The organism is Acidovorax sp. GW821-FHT10E03, assembly GCF_059415205.1.
In genome coordinates this window covers 13,379-26,550 of sequence record NZ_JBWKMU010000007.1, presented here as the reverse complement: position 1 = coordinate 26,550, position 13,172 = coordinate 13,379, and the positions used below count along the sequence as shown (strand labels likewise).

The window sequence follows — 13,172 nt, the reverse complement described above, 5'->3', positions numbered from 1 at the left end:
GCTTCCTGTTACTTGCTGCGGTAGGTTTCCACGATCTTGGCTTCGGGCAGCACCGTGGGCATCCAGTAGGAGTCGTTCAGCTCAGGGCGGAAGAATTTGTCGAGCTGGTCCCGCGCAATCGGTGTCGGCATCGAGAAGTACGAGCGGTACAGTGGTTTGCCCTCTAGCAGCGCGCTCGATGCGCGCACCACGGCAGTGCCCAGGCCCGGCGTCACGATAGGTGCCACGGTCTTCACACCCGCTTGCTTCCACACTCGCAGAAAGCCGTTGTTGGCCTCGCCCGTCATGGGCACCAGCGGCTTGCCTGCCTCCTTGAACACGTCGATGCACGCGCGAGTCATCTCGGCGCCCGAGAACCAGATGCCATCCACCGGCTGGCCCGAGAGCACCAGGTTCTCGCAGATCTGCTTGGCCTTGGCGTAGTTCCAGTCGCCAAAAACTTCGTTGGTGATCTTGAGGTTGCTGCCTTCAATGGCTTTCTTCAGTCCGTCGTAGCGCTGCTGCTCTTCATCCACGCCCGCAATGCCTCGGAACACCCAGAGATTGCCCTTGCCGCCCAACTCCTTGCGCAAAAACTCGCCGCCCTGCTGACCAAAAATGCGGCCGCCCGCCCATATCTCGGTGGTGGAAGGCACGGCGCGGCCATATGAGCCCAGCGTGACCACTGGGATACCTGCCTTGGCGGCCTTCTCGATCAGTGGCGCTCCGATGGCCTGCGAGATCGGGCCGATGATGAGCAGGTCCACCTTCTTGGTCATCAGATCTTCCACGTCAGCCACCTGCTTGGCGGGCTGCCAATTGGCCTCAGTGAAGATGAACTCACCAATGTTCTTGTCCTGTGCAGCGGCGTGGCGCATCTCGGCGATGAGCTGCACGATCCAGCTGTTGCCCATGCCGGCCCATGAGACACCAATGCGCCAGGGCCCGGCCTTCTTGTACTGGCCGGGCTTGGTCTGCTCGGCCGTCGTGGCCGTGAGCAGACCGGGCGGCAGCAGTTCGACCTCGGCCGCATGCGCGGCCTGTGCGGCGGCCAGGCCGGCCAGTGCCAGGGCTGCCAGGGTTTTCTTCCAGCGGAATTTTGTGGATGCAAGCATGGTGTGTCTCCTGTTGTGGGTATGAAAGAACGGCGGAAAAAAAGGCGTGCAGGGGCCCGCGTGCGGCCCCCGGGGCCCCTCGTCAGGTAGAGATCAAAATGAGGGAGCAGGCGCCTGGTCAAGGCGCATGCATTGGCGCGGCCTTAGCCCGCTGCGCGTCGTATCCAAGCGATGAGGTTGGCAATCACCTCTTCGCGGTTGGTCTCGTTGAGTACTTCGTGGCGCGCGCCGCCGTACACGTGGGTGGACACATCGCGAAAGCCCGCGCAGCGCAGACGGTTCACCAGCGGATCGAACCAGGCCAAGCAGGCGTTCACCGGATCGCGGTCGCCGGTGAAAAGGTACAGCGGCAAGTCCTTGCGCACGGCTGCATACAGCGCCGTGTCCGCCGTGCGGTTGCCCACGTCGAAGATAGAGAATAGCGACTCCAGGGTCAATCGCGTGCCACACAGCGGGTCGGCAATGAAAGCCGCTGGCACGCTGGGATCGCGGCTGAGCCAGTCGGCGGGCGTGATCGGTGTGCCCACGCTGGCGTTGGCCGTCTCGGGCGTCCAACCCGAGGTGCGCACATCCAGCATTTCCAGCGCGACGGTACCCGATAGCGCGACCGCATCGACCAGCGCAGAGTGCTCGATCAGATAGACCTGTGCCGCCATCGAACCCATGCTGTGCGCCACCATGATGACAGGCAGGCCGGGATGGCGCTCTCGAAGCGCACGGGTCACTGCAGCCATGTCGTCCACCAAGGCCGCAAAACCGCGCGGGCCAAAATCGCCGGCCGTGCCTGCATCAAAAGCCGACTGGCCATGCCCCCGGTGCTCGCTGCCGTACACCACGTAGCCTTGTGCCGCCAGCGCCTGGGCCACATGGCGGTAGCGGCGAATATGCTCGGACATGCCGTGCACCAGTTGCACCACGGCGCGGGGTGCGGCGAAAGCGGCTGGCGTGGCCCAGGCATACGCTTCAATGGCATGGCCATCGGCTGCTGCCACGCTGAAGCGCGTTTCGTTGGTGTTCGTTGTGCTCATATGTCTCCTTCGATTTTTTTCGTTGTCTGGCCGGCGCATCGTAGATCGCGCCATTGCGCACCGTCAGCCAGAAAATTCCCCGGGCGTTGAGGGAATTTTCTGCCTGCTGTTTTTCGCGCAATGGCTGCTCTGGTATGTGGAGTGCGAGAGAAAACGGCTTCTGTGATCGTCTGCATTCGATTTATTGCTATTGTTTTTTTTGCTGCAGGGCATCCGATGCACCCATCGGTGTCAGCGCAGCAGCTGCCCTTCGCTGCCCAGCACGGTGAAATCCACATAGCGCCCGCCCTGGCGCTCGTCCCGGCCATAGCGCACCACAAAACCGCCCAGGTCAAGCGTGCCCAGTTGTTCCAGTGCGGTAGCCACGCGGCCTGGCGTCCAGGCCGTGCCCCCTGCGCGCCGCAGGGCCTCCACCAGCACCTTGGCGGCAATGAACGCCTCGAAGCCCGCGTAGCTGGGAGCGGCGTCCATGGGCCCGTAGGTGGCCAGCAGAGCCCGGTATTCGCGCACCAGCGGCCGGGCACCTCCGTAGGGATAAGGCACAACCTGCGTGAAGCCCATCCCCCGTGCCACAGTGGAGCCGACCTGGGCCAGCACTTCCTGGTGGTCGGCCCGCGCAAAGCTCAGCAGTTGTGCCGTTCCGCCCGTGCCTCGGTACGCTTTGGCGAATGCGGCGACCTGGCGTGTGGACGCCATGAGCACAATGGCCTCGGGCCGCAACGCCCGCAGGGCCGTCACAGCGGCGTCGAATCCTTCCGGGCCGAGGGTGGCGGCTCCTGCCAGGGTGAGTCCCTTGCGGGTAAGTGCTGTGCGCAAGGCTTCGAGGGCACCGAGGCCGTCCTCGTCGGCCGCGTGCACCATGGTGATGCGGCGTGCCCCCAGCGTGGCCAGGTGTCCGGCCAGGTGCTCGGCCTCGCCTGCGTGGCCGGTGCGCACGTGGAATACCTGGGGATGCACTGGCTCGCGCAGCCACTCCGCCCCAGTGGCGGGTGCGAGCAGTGGCACGCCCGACGCCACTAGGAGCTTCTGCGCCAGCAGGGCGCGCACGCCCTGCGCGAGTGGGTAGCCCATCAGCAGGGACGCCTGCTCCTGCTGCACCAGCTGGCGCGTGTTGCGCACCACGCTGGGTGGATCGAAGGCGTCATCCAGCACCACATGGCGGATTGGTGTGCCCTGGATACCGCCGGTGGCGTTGACATGGGCGAACCATAGATCGGCGCCCAGCCTCAACTGCCGCCCCAGCGCAGCTTGCTCGCCCGATAGTGGCAGCGACTGCCCCACCACCAGCTCCGCCACGGGTGCCGCGCCCACTGACAGGGCCCCGCACAGCCCCCCGATAACAACCAGCCTGCGCCAGAAAATTTGCTCCACCTATGTCTCCTTGTGTTGTGGTGCGCGATGCTGGGTGCGTAGGCGGCGGGCGTCTGCGGGATTTTTCCGTCCGGCACGCCAGGGTTTTCTGCCATGGACCCGCTCTGCGGTATGGACTTATCTGCTCTGTCGTACAGAAATTTCTGGCATCCAGATCGCAGCCCTTTGCCTACGCTCGGCGCACTCTTACAAAAGAACGCCAGGAGACCAGCGTGCAGACACCCCAAGACCGCGTGATCGAGCGCACCCCGTCCGCTTACAGCTACCCATTGCTCATCAAGCAGCTGCTGCACACCCCGCTGGCCAACGCGCCGGATCAGGAGATCGTGTACCGCGATCTGTTTCGAACCACCTACCGGGGTTTTGCGGGCCGCATTGCGCAGCAGGCCCATATGCTGCAGTCGCTGGGTGTGGGGGCGGGTGATGTGGTGGCGGTGATGGACTGGGACAGCCACCGCTACCTGGAGAGCTACTTTGCCGTGCCCATGATGGGCGCCGCGCTGATGATGGTGAACATCCGGCTGTCGAACGAGCAGATCGCCTATGCGCTGGACCACAGTGGTACTACCACGCTGCTGGTGCATGCCGACTTCCTGCCGGTGCTTGAAGTCATCCACCCACGCCTGCCGCAACTCCGGCGCATCGTGCTGCTACAGGATGCGCAACCCGCACAAACGCCGCTGCCGACGGTGGGTGAGTACGAGTCGCTGATGGCCGTGCAGCCTACGGCCTTTGAGTTCCGCGACTTTGACGAAAACACGCTAGCCACCACGTTCTACACCACCGGTACCACGGGTCTTCCCAAGGCGGTGTATTTCAGCCACCGCCAGATCGTGCTCCACACGCTGGCGGCGGCGTCAGGCCTGGCATCCAGCCCGCAGCACCAGCGTTTTCACCGCGGCGACGTGTATCTGCCGCTCACGCCGATGTTCCATGTGCACGCCTGGGGTCTGCCGTTCGTGGCCACGCTGATGGGGGTCAAGCAGGTGTATCCGGGCCGCTTCCGGGCTGAGCACATCGTGGACCTGGTGGCGCGCGAAGGCGTGACGTTTTCGCACGGCGTGCCCACTGTGCTGCAGATGGTGCTGGCTGCTGCCCAAGGGCGCCGGTTTGAAGGCTGGAAGATCGTCTCGGGCGGTTCGGTGATGCCGCCCCACCTGTGCAAGGAGGCGCTGGCACAGGGTATCGACATCTTCACGGGCTATGGCATGTCGGAAACCTGTCCGCTCCTCACGCTGGCGCAGCATCCCGCGCAGCCGGGCCTGGATGTGCCCGATGACTTCCGCCTGACTGCAGGCTGGAGTGTGCCGCTGGTGGACATACGGGTAGTGGATGAATCCCTGCACGCGCTACCCCGCGACGGCAAAGCCGTGGGGGAGGTGGTGGTGCGTGCGCCCTGGCTCACGCAGGGCTATCGGGGCAATGCCGAGGCGTCGGAAGCCCTTTGGCAAGGTGGCTACCTGCACACCCAAGACATGGGCCGCATCGATGCCAGCGGCTGTCTGCGGTTAGTAGACCGCATCAAGGACGTGATCAAGACCGGGGGCGAGTGGGTGTCTTCGCTCGACCTGGAGCAGCTCTTGGCCTCCCACCCGGGTGTTGCCGAGGCCGCCGTGGTGGCCGCTCCTTGCGAACGCTGGGGTGAGCGGCCCATCGCCGTGGTGGTGCAACGCCCTGGCAATGGGTCTGCCACCGAGCAGGCCCTGCGCACCTTGGTGCTGGAGCATGTCGAGCAAGGCCTGATCCCCCGCTATGCCGTACCCGACCGCATCCATTTTGTCGAAGCCATCGACAAGACCAGTGTGGGCAAGTTCGACAAGAAAGTCCTGCGCCAGAAATTTGCACAGGCGCCAGCGCACGAACCCCTGACGGCCTTGGCCTGAGGCCGTACCCCCGCGCTGGAGTTCTTGCGCCAACGGTCCCGCAGGCCCCACGACCCGTGGGGCGCAGCAGGCTGTCCCCTCATTTTTACTTAACCACAACAGATCCCTCGAAGGGAAGGAGACCACACGCCATGATTGCCCGCATCACACTGCCCGCCGCGGCCCTATTGCTTGCCAGCACGTCGGCCTTCGCGCAGTCCAGCATCACACTGTCGGGGCGCATCGACCTGAACGTGGGAAAAGACATTGGGGCCGGACAGACGCGCATGGGGACGGGCTCCATGAGCCACCTCACGTTTGCTGGCACTGAAGACCTGGGTGGCGGCATGCTGGCCAGCTTCAAGCTGGCGACCCGGATCAACGCCGACAGTGGTACGACCAACGCGCCTGGCGCGGTGCTCAACTCTCCTGCAGGCACCTACTGGACGCAGGAGTCGTCTGTGGCCCTGCGCGGAGGCTGGGGTTCACTCACGCTGGGGCGGCAGATGACGGCGGCGCTGCTGCCGCAGCTCCTGGTGGACCCCTGGTTCTGGGACAACACCACAAACGGCTTTGCAGCAGGTACGGGTTATATCGGCAACCTTTGGTACAACGATGCTGCCACCTATGCTTACGACGCGGGTGCCTTCTCGTTCACGGCGCAGGTGGCGGCCAAGGACGCCAATCCTGGCTGGTCGGGCACTCCGCACAAGACGCCGTACTCGTATGCACTGGCTTTTGCGCCGGGCCCCTGGCAACTGCGCTTCGGCTACGAGAAGCCCGCCGACGGGCGTTCCAAGCTCGCCACGCTGTTCGGTGGCTATGACTTTGCCGCGTTCACGCTTAACGCCATGGTCGCTGGTGGTACGGACCACACCGATGCCAGCGTGCGCACATGGGCCCTGTCGTCGGTGGTCCCTGTGGGCACGGGCCAGTTCCGGGCCAGCTTCGGGCACTACAAGCGCGCCGATGTGGTTGCCTCGCAGAAGTTGGCGCTGGGTTATCACCACTTCCTGTCCAAGCGCACCAGCGTATACACAACTTTCGCGCATGACAGCAAGGCACCCGCGCGCAAGAGCGGCTACGAGGTAGGCTTGCAGCACGTGTTCTGAGTGTCAGACCGCTTCCAAGACATGGTTCCCGGAAAAGGATCGGAACATTCCATGGGGTTGCTCACAGTTTGGAATGATCGTGCTGGTGTGGCGGCGCATGCGCTTGCGGCTTTCTCCGTGGTGGGGGGAGTTGCCGCATTGGCGATGGCACCGCCAAGCCAGATGCAGCTGGGGGTCATGGCTTGCCTTGTGCTTGCCGGCTGTTGCTATGCTGGGCTGGCCATTCGATCGGCCCGGAACGCCGGTCGTCTGGCACAGGCACGTAGGCAGGTGCAGCAGTTGGTGGCGGGCGCGCTGGAGGCACCGCCGCAAGATCCGCGCGGTGCAGACCCGGCGGAACCGCTGCTTCAGGATCTGGCCGCGCTTCAGCAGCGCATGGCTGCCGTGGTGCGCGATGTGCATGCAGGCACATTGGCCATCGCGACATCTTCGGGCCATGTGGGCAGCGACCACACGCGCTTTGCCGCCATGATGAGCACGTTGGCGTCGTCGATAGACGATGTCAACGGCTCTATGGAGCAGTTGGCACCAGCCCTGCAGGCCAATGCCGATGATGCCCAACGGGGGCACCACATAGCCAACGGCGTGCTGGAGCAAGCGAAGCAAGGCGCACAGGTGATCCAACGGCTGGTGGAAACCATGGGCAGCATCACAGGCAGCTCGCGCAAGATTGGCGAGATCATCAGCCTGATCGACAACATCGCGTTTCAGACCAACATCCTTGCACTCAACGCTGCGGTAGAGGCTGCACGGGCGGGGGACGCGGGGCGAGGGTTTGCCGTAGTGGCCAACGAGGTGCGCAACCTCGCAACGCGCTCCGCCGCAGCCTCTCGCGAGGTGCGCACCCTCATCGAAGGGTCGGCCCGCAGTGTTGATGCCGGTGCCGAGATGGCCGGACAGACAGGCCGGACCATGGCGGGACTGCTGGACGGCGTACAGCAGGTGGCGAGCATCATCGAGGCCATGGCTACGGCGGTCCGGCAGCAAACGGCAGGCATGCATGCAATTGGTGCGTCTATCGCGGATCTGGATGTGCTGACGCGTCAGAACGCATCGCTCAGTCGCAATGCTGCCGAACCGGTCGCAGCGCTGCACCAGCAGGCACTGCAACTGGTGCAATCGGTGGCGTCTTTCGACCTGGGAACCCAAGCCCATGCCAGCGCAGATGATGCAAAGGCTCTCGTGCAGCGGGCCGTAGGGATACTACGGAGCCGTGGCGGCGCCGCACTGATTGAACAGGTCAACACCCCTCAGAACGTCGAACTCATCGACCGGGACCTTTACCTAGTGTTGTACTCGACTGACGTTCACTGTGTTGCCCATGGCACTAACACCCGATTGGTCGGTGTAGATGGCCGCAACTTCAAGGATCTGGATGGCAAGCATTTCGTGGCCGAGATCGTCGCCAGCGCGCGGCGCCAGGGTAGTGGCCATGTGAGCTATCGTTGGCTGCACCCGCTCACGCAGGAGGCGATGACCAAGTCCGCTTACTTCGAACGCCATGGTGACCTGGTGGTGACCTGCGGATCTTATGTCACCCCCACGATCACCGCTTGACGCGAGAGCGCCCGCCCCCTACCGTTGTCCTGTATTGATCCCGCCACGACCGACCCATGCAGCTCCAGCTTCCACCTTCGACCGCAGATGACTATCTGGACCTGTCATTCAAAGCGATCGTCGAGCAGTCGATCACGGGCATCTATGTCATACAGGATGAAATCTTCGTGTACTCGAACGAGACCTGGGCCCAGTTCTTCGGGCGCAGCCGTTCCGAGATCGTCGGCATGTCGCTGCGCGACCTCGTCCCTCCATCGTCCATCGACTACACGCTGAAGATGTACCACCAGCGGATCGCAGGTGAGATCGACAGCGTGCGCTACATCACCCCTGCCATTCACAAACAGGGGCGTATCGTGCTGCTTGAGGTGCATGGTTCGCGCATGGCCTACCGGGGCCGACCTGCGGTGATGGGGGTGGGCATTGATGTAACCGAGCAGACCCTGCGCGAAGAAGAGCTGCGCCAGGCGCGCAACGATCTGCAGCAACTGGCTGCGCACATCAACCAGGAGCGCGAGCGCCAGCGGACCCTGTTCGCGCGTGAGCTGCACGATGTGCTGGGCGGGCTGCTGGCCTCCATCAAGATGAACGCTCAGCGCGTGCAGCGTCGGGTCAACGATCCTGCGCTCCAGGAGATCGCGGCGGACCTCATGCACATCACGCGCCAGGCCATCCAGTCGGTGCGGGAGATGTCCGAGGAGTTGCGGCCCAGCGGGCTCGACCACTTGGGGCTGGCCTCGGCCATGCAGCGCGAGCTGCGCCAGTTTGCGGCGCGGCATGCGCTGCAATGCCAGTGGGAAACCTCGGACACGCTGGAGGGGCTGGAGATCGACCGTGCGACCAGTGTGTTCCGCATCTTCCAGGAGGCACTGATCAACATTGCCAAACACGCTCATGCCGGGAAGGTTTGGGTGTCCTTGCGGCAGGAGGCGCCCAATCGGCTGTCGCTGGAGATCCGCGATGATGGTGTGGGCCTCGCCGCAGGCCCCCACCGCAGTGATGCTCGAGGCCTGCTTGGCATGAAAGAGCGGGCACGTGAGTTGGGCGGCACCCTGGATCTGCAGTGCGCGCCTGGGGCGGGCACTAGCCTTCACCTTTCAATACCCGTGACACCATGATCAGAGTCCTCGTTGTTGATGACCACACCATCTTCCGATCGGGGCTGCGCAAGCTGCTTTCGGACGAAGCGGACATGCGCGTGGAGGATGAAGCGCGCGATGTGGGTGAAATGTTGGCCAAGCTGCGGGGCGCCCCTTTTGAAGTCGTGTTGCTGGATGTGAGCATGGCAGGGCGCAGCGGATTGGAGGCCATGCCGTCGCTTCGCGCCGAGTTTCCGAAGATGCCGGTGCTGCTGCTATCGATGTACCCGGCCGAGCAGTACGCCGTGGTGGCGCTGCGCGCGGGCGCCAGTGGATATCTCACCAAGGATGCCGAGGCCGAGGAACTGATCCACGCCATCCGCGAGGTGGCCGCTGGCAGGCGTTACCTCAGCAGCATCGCGGCTCAGCGGCTACTGCTGCAGACGGCCAGTGCAGACGACGACCAGCCGCCGCACCACAAGCTGTCCGCCCGCGAGCACCAGATCATGCTCATGATTGCTCAAGGCATTTCCTTGACTGAAATCGGCAAAAAGATGTTCATCAGCGTGAAGACGGTGAGTTCCAGCCGAACGCGCATTCTTCGCAAGCTGGGGGTTGAGAGCAACGCCGAACTCGTGATGTATGCGATCCGGCATAAGATCGTTCATGGGTAGTACAGACCGCTCTCGGCGCGGATGGTTCGCGCAGTACTTTTGAGGCGGAGACGTACTTATCGCGTGTTGGCGTCAATGGGGCCGCAATTTCCACTATTTGCTGGGGATGGTCAGCTATTCAAAGTACGCGCTGCGATACCTTGATGGCTGGCGGTCAAGCAGGCCTGCTCAAGGCTGGTTGCGGGCACTTGCTCAGTCTTTACGAATGCGTACTATTACCGGATAGTTGCCAGCAGTCTGATTGTTAAAGCAGACGCCCGGAGCACTTGCCGCACAACCCCATCCGGCCGACCACTACCAGCGGGCATCTACACTGCGGTGATCATTCCCTGGAGCCACCATGCCTGAAACGCTCGCCGTTCCTCAGAGAATGCGCCTGTCCTCGTGCGACTACGCCGGGCGCGACAAAGCCGATGCAGTGCGCGAACTGCTGGGCCGCGAGGTCATGCGCGTGGATCTGTGGCCTTGCGAGGGCGCGGTTCCGCTGGATCTGTCAGCTACCGTCATGCCTCTGGGCGACGACTGCGTGTACGTGCGCACCGAGCACACGCCCATGCACATCTGGCGCTCGCCCGAGATGCTGCGCGATGGTGCTGACGACGTGTACCTGGGGGTGAGCTGGAGCCGCAGCACCGTCCACACGCCGCGTGAAAGCATTGACCTTTCGAACGGCAGATTCGGCATCATCTCCAAAGCGCGCGTGCACGAATACATCACGCCCCACGGCGGTTGCAGCGCTGCCATTCTGGTGCCTCATTCCGCTCTGGCGCAGCAGGTGCCGGGGCTGGAAGAAGCCCCTCTGCGCTTACTGCCCCCAGACATGCCCGAACCCGCTCTCGCCATGGGCTATGCACAACTGCTTGCCAGCATGCCCGGTGACCCCGCCTTGTCCTTACCGCTGCTGCAATCGGCCCAGTCGCACCTGCTGGAGCTGATGGCCCGTATGCTCGCGCCTGTCGCGCGAAGCGAGCAGCCGCCCGAGAGCGATGCACTGCACGTACCGCGCCTGGCACTGATTCGGCGCGACATCCTCGCGCGCGTTGACCAGCATGAACTGAGCCTGGCGCAGATCGCGCGCCGGCACCACCTCACTCCGCGCCAGGTGCAGCGCCTGTTCGCGCGCGAGGGCACCTGCTTTTCCGACTTCGTGCGCGACGCACGGCTCGACCGCGTGCGCGCCGCGCTGGCCGATCCCCGCCAGCGCCACCGCCTGGTGCTGCAGATCGTGCAAGACAACGGCTTCGACGACTTCTCCGCCTTCAGCAGGGCCTTCAAGCGGCGCTTCGGCATGACGCCGACCGAGGTGCGCAACGCAGGTTGAGTATTGCGCGTTGCGCACGCGACGCCCGGAGCCTTTGCTCTTTATGTCGTTTTGAACCAGTCATTTGTCGTTGCCGACAACGACACCGCACAGCCGTTTTCCCAGAATAGGCTGTGCCATGACAAGCACATTTCTTCGCCCTTTTCGTCCTTTGCGCCGTTTCAGCGGCCTTTCCATCATCCTCGCCCTGCTGGCCGCAGGCAGCGTACAGGCCGCCATCCCTGCATCGCAGCGGCAGTACCTGCTGGATTTGTATGCTGCCACCGGTGGCCCCACCTGGATCGACAACACCGGCTGGGGCGGCGGCGCAGGCACCGAGTGCAATTGGCACGGCGTGACGTGCGATGGGGGTGCCACCACCGTCACTGAACTGCATTTGAGCAGCAACCACTTGGTCAATTCCGTGGGCGTGCCCGTGCCCGGCTGGGCGGCGCTGCCTGACCTGCAAAGAATCGCCCTGGGCAACAACCAACTGACGGGCCCCGCGCCCGCCATTGCGGGCCTTGCGCAGTTGCAGGACTTCAACCTCGCCGTCAACCAGTTCACCGGTGCACTGCCCACCCCTGCCGGACTGCAGCACCTGGATGCCTACAACGTCAACGCGAACCAGTTCAGCGGCAGCATTCCGGCGCTTTCCGACCTCCCGGCGCTCACCCGATTCACGGCGCGCGACAACCAGCTGACCGGTCCCATTCCACCGCTCACCGGCGTGTCCACCCTGGAAATCTTGGCCCTGCAGAACAACCAGCTAACGGGCGGCGTCCCCGTCCTGCCGCCGGGGCTGCTTCGGCTGAACGTGAGCAACAACCAACTCACCGGCCCCGTACCCGCTGCCCCCAACGCGCTGGACGCCGGCGACTCGCACCTCTGCCCCAACTACCTCACGCCCTCGAACAGCCCGGCGTGGGATGCGGCCACAGCCGAAACACCTTGGTACGACAACTGCACCGCCCCGCCGCCGGGGCTGGGCGGCACCACGGCCGTCCCCACGCTGGGCGAATGGGCACTGGCTCTTCTCGCGTTCACCGCCGCCGCGCTGGGCCTGGGCGCGCTGCAGCGGCGTAGGGTCTGAAGCCTTATTGGGCTCCAGCGCCCCCCCACAAAGCACAAGCAGCTATCTATTTCATAGAAGAACCATCACCATGACAGCCTCTTTACTCCGCCGTTTTCTTGCCCTCATTGCCCTGCTGGCCGCAGGCAGTGCCCAGGCCGACATTCCCGCATCGCAGCGGCAATACCTGTTGGACTTTTACGCCGCCACCGGCGGCGTGGACTGGACACAGCAGGACAACTGGGGCGGCGCCGTCGGCACCGAGTGCACCTGGTACGGCGTGGTCTGCACGGGCGACACCGTCACGAGGCTGGAGTTCTCGTCCAACCACCTGGTCAGTCCCGCGAACACGCCGCTGCCCGACTGGTCGGCTCTGCCGGACCTGCAGGCCATCGAGCTGTACAACAACCAACTGGCTGGCCCCGTGCCGGCCATCGCGGGCCTGGCGCAATTGGAGTTCTTTAGTATCGGCAACAACCAGTTCACAGGTGCGTTGCCCGCGCCCGCTGGGCTGCAGCACTTGCAGTGGTACTACGCCCTCAACAACCAGTTCAGCGGCAGCCTCCCGCCATTCGACAACCTGCCGGCGCTGCGGGTGGTGGGGCTGCGCCAAAACCAGTTCACGGGGGCCATCCCCTCGCTGGCCGGCGCGCCCGCGCTGGAGCAACTGGGCCTGGGCTACAACCAGCTCACGGGCAGCATTCCCACGCTGCCCCCGGGTTTGCAGCGCCTGTATGTGAACGACAACCTGCTCACCGGTCCCGTGCCCGCAGCGCCCAATTCGCTGCTCACCAACGATTCGCAGCTCTGCCCCAACCACCTCACGCCCTCCGTCAGCAACGACTGGAACGTGGCCACGGGCGAGACGCCCTGGCACGCCGCCTGCACCCCGCCGCCGCCCGGCCTGGGCATCACCCCCGTCCCCACGCTGGGCGAGTGGGCGCTGGCGCTGCTGTCGCTGGCCGCCGCCACGCTCGGCTTCGTGGCGCTGCGGCGCCAGCGGGTTTGAAGCATTTTGGCCTC

Annotated in this window: 11 protein-coding genes; 8 read left to right on the top strand and 3 right to left on the bottom strand. The window is 64.3% G+C overall.

The window, feature by feature from the left end:
* Window positions 1-8: 8 nt before the first annotated feature.
* The 3 genes from AC07OD_RS13435 to AC07OD_RS13425 form a co-directional block, all read right to left on the bottom strand.
* The gene (locus tag AC07OD_RS13435) at window positions 9-1,094 is read right to left on the bottom strand and encodes an ABC transporter substrate-binding protein (protein ID WP_494597079.1); all 1,086 of its coding nucleotides are present in this window, start codon (window positions 1,092-1,094) and stop codon (window positions 9-11) included.
* 143 nt (window positions 1,095-1,237) lie between these two features.
* On the bottom strand, window positions 1,238-2,122 hold the full coding sequence (locus tag AC07OD_RS13430; protein WP_494597077.1) for an alpha/beta fold hydrolase: 885 nt from the start codon (window positions 2,120-2,122) through the stop codon (window positions 1,238-1,240).
* Window positions 2,123-2,353: 231 nt separating this feature from the next.
* Entirely contained in the window at window positions 2,354-3,493 is a 1,140-nt protein-coding gene (locus tag AC07OD_RS13425) for an ABC transporter substrate-binding protein (RefSeq protein ID WP_494597075.1), read from the bottom strand.
* Between the two features lie 212 nt (window positions 3,494-3,705).
* Between AC07OD_RS13425 and AC07OD_RS13420 the strand changes: the two genes are divergently transcribed.
* The 8 genes from AC07OD_RS13420 to AC07OD_RS13385 all read left to right on the top strand — a co-directional run bounded on the left by AC07OD_RS13420 (window position 3,706) and on the right by AC07OD_RS13385 (window position 13,158).
* Window positions 3,706-5,376 (top strand): long-chain-fatty-acid--CoA ligase, encoded by a 1,671-nt coding sequence (locus tag AC07OD_RS13420; RefSeq protein WP_494597074.1) that lies wholly within the window; start codon window positions 3,706-3,708, stop codon window positions 5,374-5,376.
* Between the two features lie 131 nt (window positions 5,377-5,507).
* Window positions 5,508-6,467 carry a porin gene (locus AC07OD_RS13415; protein ID WP_494597072.1) on the top strand — a complete coding sequence of 320 codons (960 nt, stop codon included), beginning with the start codon at window positions 5,508-5,510 and terminating at the stop codon, window positions 6,465-6,467.
* Between the two features lie 51 nt (window positions 6,468-6,518).
* Entirely contained in the window at window positions 6,519-8,024 is a 1,506-nt protein-coding gene (locus tag AC07OD_RS13410) for a methyl-accepting chemotaxis protein (protein ID WP_494597070.1), read from the top strand.
* Window positions 8,025-8,080: 56 nt separating this feature from the next.
* Window positions 8,081-9,142 carry a PAS domain-containing sensor histidine kinase gene (locus AC07OD_RS13405; RefSeq protein ID WP_369643961.1) on the top strand — a complete coding sequence of 354 codons (1,062 nt, stop codon included), beginning with the start codon at window positions 8,081-8,083 and terminating at the stop codon, window positions 9,140-9,142.
* Entirely contained in the window at window positions 9,139-9,777 is a 639-nt protein-coding gene (locus tag AC07OD_RS13400) for a response regulator (RefSeq protein ID WP_369643960.1), read from the top strand. Before AC07OD_RS13405 ends, AC07OD_RS13400 begins: the two co-directional genes overlap by 4 nt.
* Before the next feature lie 340 nt (window positions 9,778-10,117).
* A complete protein-coding gene (locus AC07OD_RS13395) occupies window positions 10,118-11,098 on the top strand; it encodes a helix-turn-helix transcriptional regulator (protein WP_494597067.1) in 981 nt (326 codons plus the stop codon).
* A gap of 118 nt (window positions 11,099-11,216) precedes the next feature.
* On the top strand, window positions 11,217-12,170 hold the full coding sequence (locus AC07OD_RS13390) for an IPTL-CTERM sorting domain-containing protein (RefSeq protein WP_494597065.1): 954 nt from the start codon (window positions 11,217-11,219) through the stop codon (window positions 12,168-12,170).
* A gap of 70 nt (window positions 12,171-12,240) precedes the next feature.
* The gene (locus AC07OD_RS13385; RefSeq protein WP_494597063.1) at window positions 12,241-13,158 is read left to right on the top strand and encodes a leucine-rich repeat domain-containing protein; all 918 of its coding nucleotides are present in this window, start codon (window positions 12,241-12,243) and stop codon (window positions 13,156-13,158) included.
* The last annotated feature ends 14 nt before the right edge of the window (window positions 13,159-13,172 follow it).

What these genes read in the sequence shown, in the direction of transcription:
- AC07OD_RS13435 (WP_494597079.1), bottom strand. Translation starts at nt 1,094, where the DNA reads ATGCTTGCATCCACAAAATTCCGCTGGAAGAAAACCCTGGCAGCCCTG.
- AC07OD_RS13405 (WP_369643961.1), top strand. Translation starts at nt 8,081, where the DNA reads ATGCAGCTCCAGCTTCCACCTTCGACCGCAGATGACTATCTGGACCTG.
- AC07OD_RS13430 (WP_494597077.1), bottom strand. Translation starts at nt 2,122, where the DNA reads ATGAGCACAACGAACACCAACGAAACGCGCTTCAGCGTGGCAGCAGCC.
- AC07OD_RS13395 (WP_494597067.1), top strand. Translation starts at nt 10,118, where the DNA reads ATGCCTGAAACGCTCGCCGTTCCTCAGAGAATGCGCCTGTCCTCGTGC.
- AC07OD_RS13415 (WP_494597072.1), top strand. Translation starts at nt 5,508, where the DNA reads ATGATTGCCCGCATCACACTGCCCGCCGCGGCCCTATTGCTTGCCAGC.
- AC07OD_RS13385 (WP_494597063.1), top strand. Translation starts at nt 12,241, where the DNA reads ATGACAGCCTCTTTACTCCGCCGTTTTCTTGCCCTCATTGCCCTGCTG.
- AC07OD_RS13400 (WP_369643960.1), top strand. Translation starts at nt 9,139, where the DNA reads ATGATCAGAGTCCTCGTTGTTGATGACCACACCATCTTCCGATCGGGG.
- AC07OD_RS13390 (WP_494597065.1), top strand. Translation starts at nt 11,217, where the DNA reads ATGACAAGCACATTTCTTCGCCCTTTTCGTCCTTTGCGCCGTTTCAGC.
- AC07OD_RS13410 (WP_494597070.1), top strand. Translation starts at nt 6,519, where the DNA reads ATGGGGTTGCTCACAGTTTGGAATGATCGTGCTGGTGTGGCGGCGCAT.